Annotated in this window: 11 protein-coding genes; 2 read left to right on the forward strand and 9 right to left on the reverse strand. The window is 36.3% G+C overall.

All coding sequences use genetic code 11. From position 1 onward, the window contains the following. Positions 1 to 6: 6 nt before the first annotated feature. Complete coding sequence (locus tag ACQ7EO_RS13395) at positions 7 to 840, forward strand: EamA family transporter (RefSeq protein WP_434277619.1); 834 nt, start codon at positions 7 to 9, stop codon at positions 838 to 840. Positions 841 to 952: 112 nt separating this feature from the next. Here the strand turns inward: ACQ7EO_RS13395 and ACQ7EO_RS13400 are convergent, their stop codons facing one another. The 9 genes from ACQ7EO_RS13400 to ACQ7EO_RS13440 form a co-directional block, all read right to left on the reverse strand. Next, a complete protein-coding gene (locus ACQ7EO_RS13400; RefSeq protein WP_004820613.1) occupies positions 953 to 2137 on the reverse strand; it encodes a hypothetical protein in 1185 nt (394 codons plus the stop codon). 376 nt (positions 2138 to 2513) lie between these two features. Then, a complete protein-coding gene (locus ACQ7EO_RS13405; protein WP_434277622.1) occupies positions 2514 to 3236 on the reverse strand; it encodes a tetratricopeptide repeat protein in 723 nt (240 codons plus the stop codon). Between the two features lie 83 nt (positions 3237 to 3319). Then, a complete protein-coding gene (locus ACQ7EO_RS13410) occupies positions 3320 to 3775 on the reverse strand; it encodes a hypothetical protein (RefSeq protein WP_434277624.1) in 456 nt (151 codons plus the stop codon). Between the two features lie 229 nt (positions 3776 to 4004). Further along, the gene (locus tag ACQ7EO_RS13415; protein ID WP_434277626.1) at positions 4005 to 4148 is read right to left on the reverse strand and encodes a hypothetical protein; all 144 of its coding nucleotides are present in this window, start codon (positions 4146 to 4148) and stop codon (positions 4005 to 4007) included. 20 nt (positions 4149 to 4168) lie between these two features. Then, positions 4169 to 4321 carry an SEL1-like repeat protein gene (locus ACQ7EO_RS13420; protein WP_434277628.1) on the reverse strand — a complete coding sequence of 51 codons (153 nt, stop codon included), beginning with the start codon at positions 4319 to 4321 and terminating at the stop codon, positions 4169 to 4171. A gap of 50 nt (positions 4322 to 4371) precedes the next feature. Beyond that, the gene (locus ACQ7EO_RS13425) at positions 4372 to 4719 is read right to left on the reverse strand and encodes a hypothetical protein (RefSeq protein ID WP_434277629.1); all 348 of its coding nucleotides are present in this window, start codon (positions 4717 to 4719) and stop codon (positions 4372 to 4374) included. Between the two features lie 1120 nt (positions 4720 to 5839). After that, complete coding sequence (locus tag ACQ7EO_RS13430) at positions 5840 to 6325, reverse strand: hypothetical protein (protein WP_419328249.1); 486 nt, start codon at positions 6323 to 6325, stop codon at positions 5840 to 5842. Then, on the reverse strand, positions 6325 to 11280 hold the full coding sequence (locus tag ACQ7EO_RS13435) for an RHS repeat-associated core domain-containing protein (protein WP_434277631.1): 4956 nt from the start codon (positions 11278 to 11280) through the stop codon (positions 6325 to 6327). Before ACQ7EO_RS13435 ends, ACQ7EO_RS13430 begins: the two co-directional genes overlap by 1 nt. Positions 11281 to 11349: 69 nt before the next feature. Beyond that, on the reverse strand, positions 11350 to 14934 hold the full coding sequence (locus tag ACQ7EO_RS13440; RefSeq protein ID WP_434277633.1) for a type VI secretion system Vgr family protein: 3585 nt from the start codon (positions 14932 to 14934) through the stop codon (positions 11350 to 11352). A 704-nt stretch (positions 14935 to 15638) separates the two neighbouring features. Here ACQ7EO_RS13440 and sbnA point away from each other — a divergent pair. Then, the gene (gene sbnA / locus ACQ7EO_RS13445; RefSeq protein WP_004820582.1) at positions 15639 to 16643 is read left to right on the forward strand and encodes a 2,3-diaminopropionate biosynthesis protein SbnA; all 1005 of its coding nucleotides are present in this window, start codon (positions 15639 to 15641) and stop codon (positions 16641 to 16643) included. The last annotated feature ends 14 nt before the right edge of the window (positions 16644 to 16657 follow it).

The following is a 16657-nucleotide window of genomic DNA, read 5'->3' on the forward strand; positions in this document are numbered from 1 at the left end:
CAGCATATGAGCACGGCAATATTTGGCCTTATTTTAATCGCAGCGGCATTTCACGCTACATGGAATGCTATTGTCAAAGCAGGCGCAAATAAATTTTTAACCACTGTACTGGTGACTGCATCAGCAGCAGTTTTAGCAGCGCTACTGCTGCCCTTTTTCCCGATACCACATCGCGCTAGTTGGCCTTATATTTTGGCCTCAACGGGAATACAGATTCTCTATTTTGGTATGGTTGCCAAAATCTATCGTGTCGCTGACATGGGACTAAGCTATCCACTGATGCGTGGTACTGCACCGCTTATTGTGGCAGTTTTAGGGACATTCTTGCTGCATGAAACATTAGAACTTAATGCTTGGCTTGGGATCATTACCATTTCCATCGGCATTTTATCTATGATCTTCGCGACCTCTCAAACAGGAAGAAAAGGAATTGGCTTAGCCTTGCTCAATGCAGTCTTGATTGCTGGCTATACCTTGGTGGATGGTCATGGTATTCGTCTCTCCGGATCACCCATTTCCTATATCTTATGGAGCTTTGTACTCTCAGGTCTGATCTTTTTTATGTTTGCCTTAAAAATGCAATATCACCAGATGGGTGATTATTTTCGTCATAATTGGCATTTCGGTTTAATCGGTGGGATTGGCTCATTTTTCTCTTATGGACTTGCATTGTGGGCGATGACACTTGCACCAGTTGCTATTGTTGCCGCACTGCGTGAAACCTCGATTTTATTTGCTACGCTAATTTCGATTTTTATTCTTAAAGAGCAAGTTAATACGATACGTATTGTCTCGTCATGTATTATTTTGATCGGGGCATTGATCCTAAGAGCTGCCTAACCCTAACAGCCGTTTATTCCTAAGTACCAACTATTCCTAAGAATGGCTGGCGTAGGCAGAATCGAAAGAACCAGCCTATTTTAAATAGACTGGTTGATCTTCAATGTTAATTTTAGAAGTAATAACCAAGTGATAAGTAAAATAATTTATTCCACTGATTACTGTCGCCTTGTGCAAGACCGTTGGCACTGCCGCCTGTCATTGGATCATTACGACTCCAAATATACTCGCCCTGAATCCCTACGGCCTTGTAATTAAAATACACTCCAGCAATTAAACGATCTGAATCTTGATAGCCCTTTTGATCTTTAAAGAAACGGCTATAGGACAGATAAGGTTTAATATTTTCCAACTGATAAAAGGGTTGAGCCAAAGTGTAATTAATTTCATTGGCCATAAATTTGCCTTTATTGGCCACTTGGTAGGGATAATCAAATGCCCCGATGGTTGAGCTATTTGGCAGAAGATTATCGGCATTTTTAATGTTCTGTTCACCTGCAAGGAAAAGCCATTGCCATGCTTGATAATTGGTTGTACTAAATACACTCCATGTACTTCGGTGACCATCTTGCTGCGTGCGATTATTTTCCAGATCTGAGTACCAGAATGAACCACCAATCTCAGTTGAAAACTTTTGCGCTGGGTCCAACTCAAATTTTCTAGATAAGCGAGTCACCCACATATTTTTTTCATCGATATCTGTGCCTTGGCTTAAATCATCGGCTTGAACGAAGTTACCACTATAGCGACTTGCGTCTTTGGATGTCCCTGTATAGTTACCGCCATCTGTTGGATAAAAACCTAAAATAAAATTGTATTGATCATTTTTAAACTGATACTTGGCACCTAGATTTTGAATATCTTCTAAGCCAACTGTATTTAGCAAGGTTTCATAATAGCTGTTGCCCCACAGTCGACCAAATCCAAAATCAACTGATTGAAAGCCCACGGTAAAGCGTTGTTGGTCTGAAATTTTATACCCAGCCCAAGCATCTTTTAGAAATAATCCGTCACATAAGCGGCTGTATTGGTAACAGCGTAGATCTAATGAGGCAATCCAATTTGGATTTTCATAACTCAATACTGTTTTAATATCTGCAAGCTGCCAGTCCTTATTTTTAGAACCTTCATTTGCCTCAACGATATAATCTTTGTACATATATCGGGTACGGATTGCGCCGGAAAGTTTAAGTTCACCTGATTCTGTTTTAGGGTCACCTATACTTAAATCTGCTGCAAAACTAGGCATGCTGACCAAAAGCCCCATTGAACCTATAAATAGAAATAACTTCTTCATTGTTGTACATCCTTGTTTAACCTCATATAAAAATGAAGAATTTATGTACAACAAACAATGGGCAAACTATAAAGTCGGAATTTACAGACTGTGTTTAATGCGGATTGATTCAATCACGATAAGGAGGTAAAAAACTGTGATTTTTAGGTTTTATTGAAAAACCAAACTTATGGCAACGATTCAAATCAAAGCTTCTTAAAATCAATAAAATCGTTTGAATTTTGATTACATGCAGCTAACTTTGATGTACTTTTATAAACAGAAATCTGCCAGACATTAATGTCATCATAGCTTAATGGAATACCTGCTGGAGTCTTTGCGAATTTTCCTAATGGATATAAAATAATTAGAGAAAAATCTTCTCTAAAAAACCTAACTATAAGTATTTTTTAATTCTATTTGGTACTTTGCTTAAAAGACCTAATTTTTTCATCTCGGCATAATATATAGCGTAGTTTTTCCTAGCAAGCAGTTCATTTTTTTGTGCGACATATATATCGGCAATATTTAAGTAAGCTACTGCTCTACTTGGATCTAGCTTTATAACATGGTTTAAAATGTTTAAAGATTCATTATAATAACCTAATTTATATAAATAAAATGCAGAATCATTGAGCTCTTGAATATCATTTTTGCTATATACAGGCAATTGGCAATTTATGCTTTTGATTATTTCATCTATTTCTAATCTTTCAGACTTTTTCATTTTTTTTAAATTTTGGCTTGTTGAATAATTCATATAAACAACTGCGCCTCTTCCCCCACCTACATCAGCCTCCCAAATAGGTAGATCTTTTTGCTTATCCCACTTTCCAGCACACATACCACTTAACATTGTCGGAATAGCATCCACAATCACTTTATTTTTATGATTAATAATTAAACAGTAACGTTGATCTTGATCTGAAATCGGTAATGTCAAAAATTTATATTTTTTAGTGATGTATGAATATTCAGGAAAGGCATCTTTCGATGAAAGACTAAAATTTGCATCACTTAAATTTAGCGGACTGCAATTTTTATAGCTTAAAAAATCAGGAGTTGCATGTACTGAAAAAATTGTACTATTTAGCAATATAAAGAGCATTTTCTTTAGCATTATCGTTGTCCTAATGTTTATATCTTTATTATATGTACAGGTTCATTCATTGGCACATAAAATTTGTTACTTTATAAAGTAATTTAGAGGCTACATGCTGTTTTAATTTTCTTAGGCCGATAAAGTGTAATATTCCAATCAATTTCATTTTGTCTCAATATATCGCCATCTTTTAGTTCAGAATTTCCTATAATACTTTTAGGAATAGACACTTCTAATTGATTTTGGTTTCTACAAAAAATTTGACTAAAACCTTCACTCCTTAGATATATCCATCCTCTTTGCTTAATTTTACTAATTTTTAAATTATTAAATGATTTTAAATCCATATTTTTAGACTTAATTTTAAATATTACATACTCAGCACCAGCTGAGTTATAATAAGTCATATTTTCAGGGTTAGCTTCACCAAAAATCATATTAATTTCATGAGTAGAATCTTTCTGATTCTCTGAAATATTTTGATTTGAATCAGGTTTCACTTCTGTACAACCACTAATGTATACTAAAGAAAAAATTATTAATAAATATTTTAACATTTCAATCACCTAAACCAAGTCTATTTTTTACTTTATTAACAACTTGTTCTAATAGAATAGAATTACTTCTAGTAATATCAACTCTATTTCCATTAGTTAATGATATTTCAGCGCTTATAGTATTTTACAACTAAACTGTACTCATCTACAATTTCTATAGTATAAATGAGTACAATATTATCCTCGTTTAATTGATTCTAAAAAACATCATCATAAAACAACATTTACATTAAAATGAAATCTTATTTTCACTAGTATTATTTAGTTTATTTAAATTTTTAGTTGCTAATTCAAAACCATTCTCAGAAGCTATTCGATACCAATATTCAGCTTTTTCTATATTTATTTCTGTACCTTCACCATATTCATACATACATCCTAAATTATTTTGAGCTAATGGGTCATTTTTTTCGCAGCCCTTTCAAAGTAATCAAATGCTTTTTGTAAATCTTTTTCAACTAAAGTACCATCATAATAAATAAATCCTAATTCTGTAATAGAGGATGTAAAACCATTACTTTCAGCAAACAATAAATTTTCCATCATTTTTTCTGTTTCTTTTTCATTTTTATAGATAGTGCCTAACAGATGCGCAGCTAAATTACCCCCAAGTTCCTTCGCCGAAATAAACCATTTTTAGCACTTATTAAACCCCCTTGTAAATAATACAAATAACCTAGTGAATAGTGGGCTGGTGAAAAACAATAATTAGCGGATTTATTTAAATAAAACTCAGCAAGCTCATAATTTTTCAATCTATCTTTTCCAATCAAATATGAGTATCCATAATAATAATCCACATAATAACCATCCTTCATTTTTTGAATATCTTCATCAATTTTATTTTGATTCCCCTGCAAAGAATATAAACTCATTATAATTATTTTCTTTTCATTCAAATCATCAACTTTAATACATTTAGCATATAAAATATTAGACCACATTAAAAAAACAAAATAACATATAATCTCATAAATCAACTCAGTATTAAAAAAAATGAAAAAACAAAAATTAATAAAAAACAAATCTGTATGAAATATAAAAATTTTAGCCTTTTTGCATAAAAATCACGATTATCAAAATTTTTAAAAACTATTTTATAAAGATACTTAGTATGTTGAAAACTTTTCAAGTTGAAATCCAAATAATCTTTTGCAATATTTTTACTAATAAAATATTTAAACAAATAAAATCGAACTGTACAAAATAAAACAACATAAAGCAGCAGTGATGATAAAAATAAAATTAAAATGAATTCATCCGACATTTATCTTAACCTCAAAAACTTAAAGATCCTTGTTGAAGAATTTGTTGATTTCTTTTTAACTGCTTGTGATCGACTACTGTTTTTTGATCGACCATAGAAATTCAATACCATTTAAGCCTCTATTATTAAAAATATTTAATTCTTACTTCGATTTACCACCACAAGAAATAAAAAACGTGATCAGAAATATATTTTACCTTTTTAAGTATCTTGAGTATGATGGTACTAAATATTTTATATTAATACTTATAAAATAAAAATAAAATATAAATAAAATTGGTGCTAAAAAATAGAATCGCGTATAAAATGAGAAAAAAACAATAATTCCACCAACAACTAAATAAAGATAAAAAACAATACTTTAAGTAAAAATTTCCCTTTTGAATCGAATGATTTATTGCTCTCAAGATAGCTATACACATTGTATGAAAGAAAAAATAAACCTGCATAAGAAATAAGACAAGGAATAATCATCAATATAACTAAAGCAACCAAAAACCTTAAAATTGATTCATCAGGTAAGAAAATTAAAACAAAAAAAAGCAAATATAAGAAAAAAACACCTATATAATAATAGTATTTCAAACCATTATAATCTGATCTATTTAAAATTAATTCATCTCTATTTCTCACAATACCCACATAATACTTTATTAACTCCTGTTTACCACTTCATCAAAGCGAAACTCTATACTATATATTCCCCCTTATTAATCCCACTGCTACTTTCCTACAGCTAATTGTATTTAGTATATAAAAGTTTTTTTATCGTATGCTATTGAATGTAAACACCACTATTAATCTTTTACCACACAGCTTATATTATTTTTAGCAGTAGTATAATTTAAAGTTATTGAAACTTTTTTATAAAATTGATAAGTAAAATAACCAGTATTGACTCCATCCATTTCTTTTTTATAAGTTGGAAATGTTACACCAATTGCTTGATTTTGTTTACAGAAAAGCTCACTAAAATTATTCTTTTCAACTAAGACCCACCCCTTTTGAGCAAGCCTTGGTCTTACCTCTTTCAAATAAATCTCATTATCAAAAAAACCTATTCTTTCTATAAAATAGAAAAAATCTGAAGATCTAACTGATTGAGTATCATATAAAACTAAATCATAATTTGAGAAAATGTATTGCATTTCTTTTAAATACTTAGCTTTATTTACATCTACTTTAGTTTCTAGTTGTTCTAAGCTTTGACCCTGTTCAAATTTTGATTCATTACAACCTAACAAGATTGTTGAAATAATTGATAGTAAAATAAGTTTTTTCATCATAATCCCCCAAATGAACGCATCAGCCCTATTGCATAAGGTTCTGTATCTTTAGTATTACCAATATGTTTACTATGTGAAAAATCAAAATATGTTACACCAGGAGTTGAAAAACCACCCCCTGTGTTAACCGCAATTTTACCACCTTTTGCTATCGGCATATCAACTCCTGCTGCTAAACCAAAAGGCCCACCGTATGATAAACCAAATGATTCTCCGCTCATTGCAGAATCTGTCAAAGTCGCTCTATTTAATTTAGAATCCAACTGCCCCAAAGAAAAACCTAAACAACCTGCACCAATTGCAGATTTGCCAGATAATTTATCATAGCTTGCTTTAGTAATCCCAATTCCACCATAAATATTCCCATTGTGTACATTCAGCCCTACACTTCCACTCCCGACATAATAACTTCCAGCGCAAATTAAATAGTCGATTTCAATATTACATTTTCCACTTGGGCATTTTGATTTGTTGTCATTGTATTTCGAAGGGATTTTGTATCCTCCTAGTAAACCACCAGAATATGGTTCTTTTTTATTTTTCGGAACAGGTTGATTATAAATTTTTTGTTGACCAATCCAATAATCACTTACTTTTGTAACGCCCCATTTACTCTTAGCTAACTGAGTTTCATTTGCTTTATTCTTTAGAACAGAAGCATTATTCGCTGCCATCTTTTCCTTTTCACTCTTTGCCATCAATCCCATCGGATCCACCCACTGATTTGGATCACTTACATAAACAGAATTATTTAACCCTCCATCTAATCCAATTGGATCTTTACTTATATACCTTGCGCTAAACGGTTCGTAATAACGATAACGGTTATAGTGTAAACCTGTTTCCTTATCGTAATATTGCCCCTGAAAACGGATATTACTTTGTTCCAATGGATTGTCTTGGTTTGTTGTATTAATTTCTAAAGCTGTGCCCCATGTATCCTGTTTGATTTCCCAAACAGACTCGCCTAACTCATTACTCAAGGTTTGTGGTGTACCGACTTGGTCGCAGTGATAAAAGGCAACACGTTCTAATTCAGCTTTATTCTTTCTGGTTTCAGTTTTCCATACAGGATCTTTATAAATCGAATAGGGTACGTTTTGGAATTGACGATAGTCAGGTGTTTCTATCAACTGAATAAAGCCAGCATAACCTGTCTGTAATAGTGGTACAAAGCTATTCGGTTCATAGACATAGTGTTTGGTGTAGTCTTGCTGTTTTGATTGATTTTGGTTTGCTTGATATGACTCCCATATCATTAGATCACCATCCCAACCAAATAAGGTTAGGCTGTGGTCTGTTTGGTTATTCTTAAATAATCGTCTGCCAAAAACATCATAACCATAATCAGTAATTTGACCATTGTTGTCACTTTGAATCAGACGATTTAAGTTATCCCAAGTGAGTTTTAAAGTCTGACCGGCTTGAGTGGTTTCAATCACGTTGCCTTGTGTATCATATTTATAATGTTTGCCTTGATACTGGCTAATCAAGTTATTTTTCACTTGTGCAGCTTGAGTGGCAATCGGATCAATTAAGTTCCCCGCAGGATCAAAACTAAAGCTTTCCGATTTATATGGGTTTTGGCTTTTGATTAAACGTCCGATTGGATCATATTGGTAATTTAACTTTCCTAGGCGACTATCATCGACTTGAGTCAGCAAATAGTTGTTATCATAGTGATAATGGCGTTCTGCTTGAAATTGTACCCTGTCCGTTGTTTCTTGCTCTGGGCGAATGACTTGTGAGCTAAGTAAGCCCACATCATTATAATTCTTGGTTTGCACTAAACCATTGGCCAGCAATCGTATGGTTTCACGATGTAAATCATCGCGTTGGAATGCCACCATATCTTGTTGGTTAAAAGCAATACCATAAATATGCCCTGATCCATAACTTAGATTGGCTTGTACTTGTCCATCTGGTCGAATGGTTTGAGTCAAATTCCCCAATTCATCGTACTCATAACGTAATACTGCTGTGAGTGGGGTTAGATTTGCTACTTTATAGTGTTGATGCTCACGTACCAATTGTCCGAGTTGATTGCGATAAAAATCAATTTGGCTTTCTGTATTGGTCGCTTTACTGAGTTGATTATTTAAGTTGTATTCAAATTCTTCAACTTGACGATGTCGAGTTTGCAAATGGGTATAGGTTTTTGACGCGATCGAACCATCCGTATGATAGCCGAATTGAGTCAGAATATTTGGTTGGCGGATTTGAAATAAAAATCCATTGTCATGATATGTAAAATGCTTTTCTTCACCATCAAAGGCTTGTTCACGCACCAATTGCCCAAAACGATTATAGTCAAATAAATATTCGGCATGGTTTTGATTGCTTAGTTTTTGAATTCGACCTTGTTTATCCCACTGGTAACCGATTTGGTTTCTATTGGCATCGACCCGTTGCGCTAATAGCCCGACTTGATTGTATTTATATTGGGTGATTAAGCCTTTACTATCAGTATGCTTAAGTAAACGCCCTTCTTCATCATGTTCAAATTGTTCTTTTAATCCATCAGGATAAATGATTGCTTGTAACTGTCCTCGGTCTTTACCTTGAGTACTGTAGAGATACTGAACCTGTTGTGCATCCGCAGAGGCTTGTGCCGTCAGTGTACCGTCTTCATCATATTCCCAAGCACTACTTTTCCCTGAACAATCGGTATACGACACCATCTGTCCAAGATCATTATATTGAATTTTCTTTGAGCCACCTTTGGCATCAATCACTTCAACCAATTGGTTGTCATTATTATATTTATACTGGGTGATATGTCCTAAAGGATTAATGTCTTTGCTGACATTGCCATCAGCATCATATTGTTTTTTCCAGATATTGCCTTCTGGGTCCTTAGTTTCAGTCAGATTACCATTTTCATCATAGGCAAACAGGATAATGCCACCATTTGGCTGTACAATTTTCACCAATTGATCTTGAACGTTATAGACTTGCTCTGTTTCTAAGCCTGCAAAATCAATTTGACGCGTAATCCGTTTTTGACTATCTCGAGATATCCACTTTTCACGACCATCGGCTAAACGAGTACGATAGGTAAAACCGTCTAAATCAAAATAATAATAGGTTGGAACTTCATAAGCATCATAGACGGCCACTTGACGCAAACGTGGATGCCATTCTAAACGGGTTTTAAAACTACCATCATCTGCCCATTCCTCAATCGCCTTAGCTTTGGGTGCGGTAGAGTCATATCGAATATTTTGCCCACGCCCAGTACGGTCTGTATAACGGGTCAATTGATGGGCATGGTTATATTCATAACTGCGTGTATGTCCATTTTGATCAATGGCTTTGATCAGATTGCCTTGTTGATCATATTCATAACGTGCCAATGCTTCCACTTGATCATCGACAAATGCGGCAATGACTTTGGCTTGTTCATTAAAAGCAAATTTGACTAAGTGTTTAGCACGCTTCAATTGAAAATCAATCGCCTGTAAATAGGCAAATTGTTCAAACAGTAAATAGGTCAGAACCACCTTTTCATCAGTCCGATCATTAAATTGTTGAACGAGGTGATAATGTTTTCCAGCATTAAAACTATGAAAATGGAAATTCCAGTCTGAACCAAAATTCAGCAATAAATCTCCATCGTCATGTGGCGCGACACTAAAGCCTTCAAAGGGTACGTAATATTTTTCATAAACGATCGAAGCAGGCAGTTGATGTTTGCGTCCATTGCTGTCGATAAATAAATACCCATTTTGATTTTGTATGATCACATTGGAAAATGGCATCATCCAACGTGCGCCGATCATACTGTGGTCAAACTCATTCATTTGAGAGTTATATTGACGACTAAAGGCAAAACCAACTTTAGGTAAATAAAAATCTGAATGATTAACCCGCTCAGCACCAATCGCATAACTGATACTATGTTTGGTTGCTGAGTCACTCGGCATTGAATCAGCTAGTTTGGTAGCACAAATCGGATCATTTAAAGCATCAGGTTGTAAGGTGACAAACTCTAAAATATCACCATTGATATGCTGCTCATGTTCGCCTGTTTGGTTTAACGGCACACTGGCTGTGGCTTTTTTACCTTGAGTTTGGATGGCTTTTAGGGTTTCTTGAATCAACCAAGCAAGGCTATATTGAGTTCCTGCATTGCTTTGTTGTTGAATCACTGTAGCAAGTTGTGGTGTCGCCTTAAGCACTTCTTCTGTTAATCGTGTTGCGATATTCGGGGTCATCTTTGCGGTCATATCAGCTTGTGCAGGTGTACCCAACAAATCAATCAATGGCTGTGCCCAATTGCTAAACTGCTTGCTGGGATCACGTTTTTCAGCTGTGGCTCCCGCTGCAGCAACGCTGGGTAATCCAGCTACAGCACTGCTGCTAAAGGCTTGGAAAATTGAAGTCCCCAGTGTCGTTGCACTCGACAATAAACCTGATAATTTATCTTGTGTTTCTTGTAGGAATTTTTCTAAATCGCCTGCCATCTGCGCATTTAAGTGTAGTTGCATACGACGTAAATCAGCTTCTTTGATTTTGCCATTGGCTGGGTATAAACATTCGGCCATTAAACCCAACATTGGACGTAAAGCTATACGCACATGTGCTTCTGTATTCGGTTGTAAAAATAAACCGATTAAGTTCATGCTTAACAATGCCGATTGTTGTACGCCTGCCTCAGCTTGTTTGGGTTCAGTGGCAAATAAAATAAGGTCTAAAACACTGCCGGATAATGCAAAGATATTAGCGACTGTCGCTACATTGGCGCTTGCTTTGATCTGTTCTAGGCTGGTATTTCCACAAGCCTGTAAATAGTTTTGGATTTGATGCGCGATAAACTTATGGTCTTCTGTATGCGTCAGGCTGGCCAAATTAAATACTGCCAACTCTACCGCTGGCTTGGTCTCTTTAGCAGTTGGTTGTTGCTGTGTATTTGACCCTGCGGTCTGATTTTTACTGTCTATAAATGCCATAAGCTTAACCTTAATACGTTCTAATTTTTAATTTAATTTCAATCAATTAAAATTCAAAAAAATGTTCAATTATTTATTTCGCGCGTTATATACATCGGGTTGTTCAGCAGCCGTTTTTCGCACAGTCACTTGTTTGGTGACATAACGAGACTCTTCCAGATCCATCCGTACCACATCCTTATCCATATCATAAATCGACTGCGGTTTTTTCACGTCGACTGGTGCTGTCGCTTGTGGAGTCTGCTGAGTCAAAATTGGCGCAGGCTGACTGATTTGTTGAGGAATATTTTGCGGGATCGTGGGTACTGATGCATCGCCTTTTCGAGTGGTAATGCTATAGGTTAAGAAGCGAGAGAAATATTCATCTTTTTTAATAAAATCATCCATCACTTTCATAGGGGCATCTAACCCATTTTGAGCAGCGCCAAATGACTCTGCAACAAAACCTTGCCCCAGTGACGACCCAAATCCTGTTCCAGCAGTTATATTAGAAACCAAACCACTGTTCTGTTGAGCAAACAATGCTGAGGCTTGGTCTTTAAAGAAATCGATGCCTTGATCTTTAATGTTTTGCAGGGATTGACTTGGATTGGCAATCATCTGTCCCACATTCATCATCTGTGACGGAGATAAATTTAAATTCAATGCTGAAGAGACTGAACCTAATGCACTTTGAGTAAATTGTTCTTTAAATTGTCCCAAGCTTTGTGTGCCTAAGTCTTTTAAAGCGTTTTTGCCCATATCTTTCAATGAGTCAGCATTCAAAGAGAATAAATTGTTTTTGAGTTGAGACATCATATTTTGTCCCACTGAATTTAAAGCATTTTGTGCAAAGCTTGTGGCACCACCGACTACTTCTTCTGACCAAGTATAATCACGGTTAAAATGACTTGCTTTATCCCATGCACTTCGTGGATCAGTTTCAAATTCAACTTTGGCAGGGCCAGGTGCAATACCTGTCACTTGGGCAAAGCCATTGCCATCCAGCTTGCCAGACACTTGCTTGCCAAATGAATCAATCACTTTAAAGCCGGTTTGTTTAAAGAAGTCTTGCCCACCATAGCTTTTTAATAAGTCGAGTGCGCCTTTAAGTGGATTCGATGGGGGCAGTTGTGCTGATTTACTCACACTGGCACCCGGCTTAAATGTGTGCTGCCCTGCATTCACCTCAAACTTACCGCCTGTTTTGGGGAAAATCCCTGAACCATTTAGGGCAATCTGTGAGGAACCGCCTGTAATCAACACTTCTTTTGGACTACTGATTTCTATCCGATCTTCTGTAGACGAGATGGTAATCCCCAGTTTGGCAAATACATCTAAAGCATCTGACTGTGCTTGAATTTCAACTTTACTCTGTGCTGCAATGGCTTTAATGCCACCTTGTGCAGCAAATAGGCTTACTTTGCCTAAAGCTTGCCCCAAAAGATTCTTTTGGGTACTCAAGTTGATGCTATCTCCCGCAGTATGGTTAATGATGCCTGTGGCTGAAAGATGGATATCTTCAGGGGTACTTAAGGCAATCCCATCAACAGAACTGAGTAACATGATGGCTTTTTTATACTTGGCAACATCTTTTTCAATTTCTTCTGCAAAAGCTTTGAGTTGCTCAATCGATTCTATTTCATCCGTCTTTTGATTCTTGGCAATATCGCTTAAAGCTTTACTGTTGGTTTGACTGCCTTCAAGTTGCTTTTTGGCAAGCTCTGAATCAAGGTGATCACCTTTAGCTTGGTCTTGTTTATAGGTCGAAAGTAGTAAACCTTGCCCTGCGCGAACGGCTCCCCATTGGTCAGTTCTGAGTTCAAAACCTTCTCCACGATCATCACTTTCTGCTTTGTCTTTGGGATAACTTAGTTTGCCCAAGTTGAGTTGGCTGGCGGCATGACTACTCTGTAACTGGCTGCTGATTTGGCCAGTAGTATCGTCAAACCTCAGTTGATTATAACCACTACCTTGATACTCTCGACTTTTGATTCCTGCCAGTTTCTTGGTATCAGGCAGTTTGCCTTTGTCATCAAACTTACTTGGATGACGTTGTGCTTCATGGATACGCCCAACCACAAATGGACGGTCAATGTTGCCATCAAAGAAATCAATCACAACAATCTCACCGATTCTCGGTAAGAATCGCGCCCCATAGCCTTCACCTGCCCATGGGGTCAGGACATCGACCCAAGCTGAATCTGTGTCATTGTCATTAGAACCCGCACCGCCATCATGGGTATTGTCTTCATTACGGCTAAACAGGAAGCGAACTTTAATACGTCCCCATTCATCAACATGGATTTCTTCTCCACTTGGCCCCACTACTTTGGCCCGTTGGGGTGATGCAATCGGTCGGTGTTGTAATGGGTTATAGGCTGGAACCGTGCTGATGTTACGACGTTGAATGGTTAAATTGCTGGCTTGACGTTCATCACTCGTGTTGCTGGTGATTTGACTTGTTTGCCAATTGCTTTGTTGGACTAAAGCGGTGACTTGATCGGTGAGATCTTTGGGTAAGTTATTTTGGTTATAAAAGCTTTTAGCCGTGATTAAAAATTCTTTGTCTGCACCTGAGTGTTGGTCAATCTCAGGGTGTTCATTCAGTTCAAACCAATAACCAACATGTGCATCGCGCACTGTTGACGTTGCTGTAAATTGTTTGGCTTGTGAATCGTAATAGTTACTGAGGTTTTGATTAAATTTTTCAATTTGACTGTTGCCCGATGGCGTTGCACCATCTTCACCATTAAGGTCTTGTATCCATGCAGGGCTAAAGTGCCATGCTTGTTCTAAAGCTAGACTGGCATTGTCATAATTTTCACTATGGCTGTGTTTACTTTGGACACTGCCAGCGCCTTCATCAATATCCAATACATCAGCTTGCCAACGTTGGATATGCACCGAAGTCGGTTGAATGGAACGCTGACCAATAAAATTGGTAATTGAATCAGTTTTTTCTACGGCGCTGCTTCTATGGAAGCGAATATTGCGGCGTTCTAAGGCACTAAATTGCGAATTATCATCAATTAAACGAAGCTTTTGTGCTTGGATTTGTTCTGTTGAGCTCGACACTTTAAGTTGTGCTTCATCGATCAGCCAGTTAATCCCTTCACTTCTCATCAAACGGGTCAGGAAGTCAAAGTCACTTTCAGATGCCTGCATAATGAATGGACGCACATCATAGTCTTTGCTCAGTCCACTCTTATCTAAACTCAAACTTGAGGCAAACAACGGACTGCGTTGTGCCCATTCTTGGAACACGGTTTGGATCACATCCACAACCGACTTATTCATAAATACTCGAGAGTTTCTACGGTGTTTCCAAAGTGCTGTTGGGTCTTCTACAGTCAAACGATAGATGGTAAGAGAACCATCAGATGCGCCAATATCGGCTTGGGTCACAATCCCTGAAATACGGGTTAATTCGGATTTATCTGTGACGATATCAATCGCAACTTGAGTTCCAATAAAGCTTTTTAAAGGGATAGTTGCTGACGTTGCAAGACAGATGAGTTGAAGTCGAACACCCTCATTGATTTGATGTGTTCCATCAATGCGTTGTAGAAACACTTGCTGGCTCAACGCCGAATTAGAAAATTGTACGTGAATCGCACGTTTTTGTGCTGATAAGCCAAGCTGCTCCAAAGCAGCGTAAATATTGTTAGACATGCGTTATTATTTAATTCTAAATTGTGATCGATTGTACTAAAAAATTCAGGGCTTTGTCTATACAGACCTGTCTACATTGCGCTTAATATTTAAGCAAAAACACATATATTTCTATTCTGAGCTGCATAATAGATAAAAATTTCTCATTGTTTTATCAAATATTTATCTAAAAATACTCCTTTGCTTAAAACACGATTATCACACTGAGCTGATGTTTGACTCTCTTTATTTCGATTTGGTCGATTGGCATAATGTGTTTTAAACAGTATGAGTAAACTAAACAGCTTTGAACTGAGCTTATGCCACTACAATCTGCAAAAGTCCTAGAAATAGATCTGCCCTTTTTTTAAGAATGCATCATAAATATGAATCACGATTTTCTATTATGATTTTTGGTCTCTATGGTTTTATAGCGGCAATTCTCTTTAATAAAAATAAATGTGATAGCGATCCGCTTTATAAATTTTTTCTAATGATTGATTAACAATTTTAATCAAATGGTCATCTAATTTCACTATAATTCAAGCCAATAATTAAATATAAACCATATTTATCAAAAACTTATAAAACAATATCATTACTTACTCCCCCCAGTTTACTCTTCAATAAAATTACAAAACACAACAAATTTCACGTAAATTTTAATAATAACAAAACCAATAATGATTATCATTTGCAACAGATAAAACCAGAGAATTCTAACGATGATCCATAACAATATTCTCGATTGCATAGGTAAAACTCCTTTAATCAGACTCTCAAGGATGTTTACCGATCAATCCATCACCGTTGTCGCAAAAATGGAGTTACTCAATCCAGGTGGAAGTATCAAAGATCGACCTGCATTGTATATGTTACAAGAGGGGCTTAAATCTGGCCTCATTCATAAAGATAGCCACATTGTTGAAAGTTCATCGGGAAATCTAGCAATTGCACTTGCTATGGCATGCAAAATTTACGGCCTAAAATTCACTGCCGTGATTGACCCCAAAATTGCTTCAGCCAACTTGCAAATGTTGAAGCTCTATAAAGCCAATATCGAAATGGTCTCTGAAAAAGATCAAAACGGCGGTTATTTAAAAACAAGAATCGATACAGTACAACGACTTTGCCGCCAGTTGCCCAATGCTGTTTGGATCAACCAATATGCAAATCCCAACAATTGGAAAAGCCACTATTATGGTGAAGCAGAAGAAATCATAAATCAAATCGATCGCAGTATTGATTACTTGGTTGTTGGTGCAAGTACTTCTGGAACAATCATGGGCGTATCTCGCCGCTTAAAAGAAAAATTCCCGCATTTAAAAGTTATTGCAGTCGATATCGTCGGTTCTGTTCTCTTTGGTGGTCACTCAGGCCCACGTGAAATTCCGGGTATCGGTGCAAGTACCGTTCCAGCCCTACTCTCCCCAGATGAAATAGATGATGTCATCTATGTTGATGATTATGAGTCAGCTTTAGGCTGCCGAGAACTCCTCGAACATGAAGGCATTTTTGCGGGTGGATCTAGCGGCTCATCTATTTCAGCAATAAAAAAACTTATCCCGACCATCCCGTCTGGATCATGCGTTTTAACCCTTTTAGCAGACAGAGGCGATCGTTATTTAGATTTAGTTTATGACGAAGAATGGTTCGAAATGATCAAGAGAAGACATTTCAATAAAAATCATCTCAATCAAGAAAATTTTACTTTGCAATCCGTTGTTTAACTCCACTTTTTAGG

This window comes from Acinetobacter sp. CE-15 (assembly GCF_051059255.1).
In the GTDB taxonomy this organism is placed as follows: Bacteria; Pseudomonadota; Gammaproteobacteria; order Pseudomonadales; family Moraxellaceae; genus Acinetobacter; species Acinetobacter guillouiae.

Bases quoted from the DNA above. Each gene is read 5' to 3' on its own strand.
- ACQ7EO_RS13395 (WP_434277619.1), top strand. From the start codon at position 7: ATGAGCACGGCAATATTTGGCCTTATTTTAATCGCAGCGGCATTTCAC.
- ACQ7EO_RS13400 (WP_004820613.1), bottom strand. From the start codon at position 2,137: ATGAAGAAGTTATTTCTATTTATAGGTTCAATGGGGCTTTTGGTCAGC.
- ACQ7EO_RS13405 (WP_434277622.1), bottom strand. From the start codon at position 3,236: ATGCTAAAGAAAATGCTCTTTATATTGCTAAATAGTACAATTTTTTCA.
- ACQ7EO_RS13410 (WP_434277624.1), bottom strand. From the start codon at position 3,775: ATGTTAAAATATTTATTAATAATTTTTTCTTTAGTATACATTAGTGGT.
- ACQ7EO_RS13415 (WP_434277626.1), bottom strand. From the start codon at position 4,148: ATGTATGAATATGGTGAAGGTACAGAAATAAATATAGAAAAAGCTGAA.
- ACQ7EO_RS13420 (WP_434277628.1), bottom strand. From the start codon at position 4,321: ATGATGGAAAATTTATTGTTTGCTGAAAGTAATGGTTTTACATCCTCT.
- ACQ7EO_RS13425 (WP_434277629.1), bottom strand. From the start codon at position 4,719: ATGTGGTCTAATATTTTATATGCTAAATGTATTAAAGTTGATGATTTG.
- ACQ7EO_RS13430 (WP_419328249.1), bottom strand. From the start codon at position 6,325: ATGAAAAAACTTATTTTACTATCAATTATTTCAACAATCTTGTTAGGT.
- ACQ7EO_RS13435 (WP_434277631.1), bottom strand. From the start codon at position 11,280: ATGGCATTTATAGACAGTAAAAATCAGACCGCAGGGTCAAATACACAG.
- ACQ7EO_RS13440 (WP_434277633.1), bottom strand. From the start codon at position 14,934: ATGTCTAACAATATTTACGCTGCTTTGGAGCAGCTTGGCTTATCAGCA.
- sbnA (WP_004820582.1), top strand. From the start codon at position 15,639: ATGATCCATAACAATATTCTCGATTGCATAGGTAAAACTCCTTTAATC.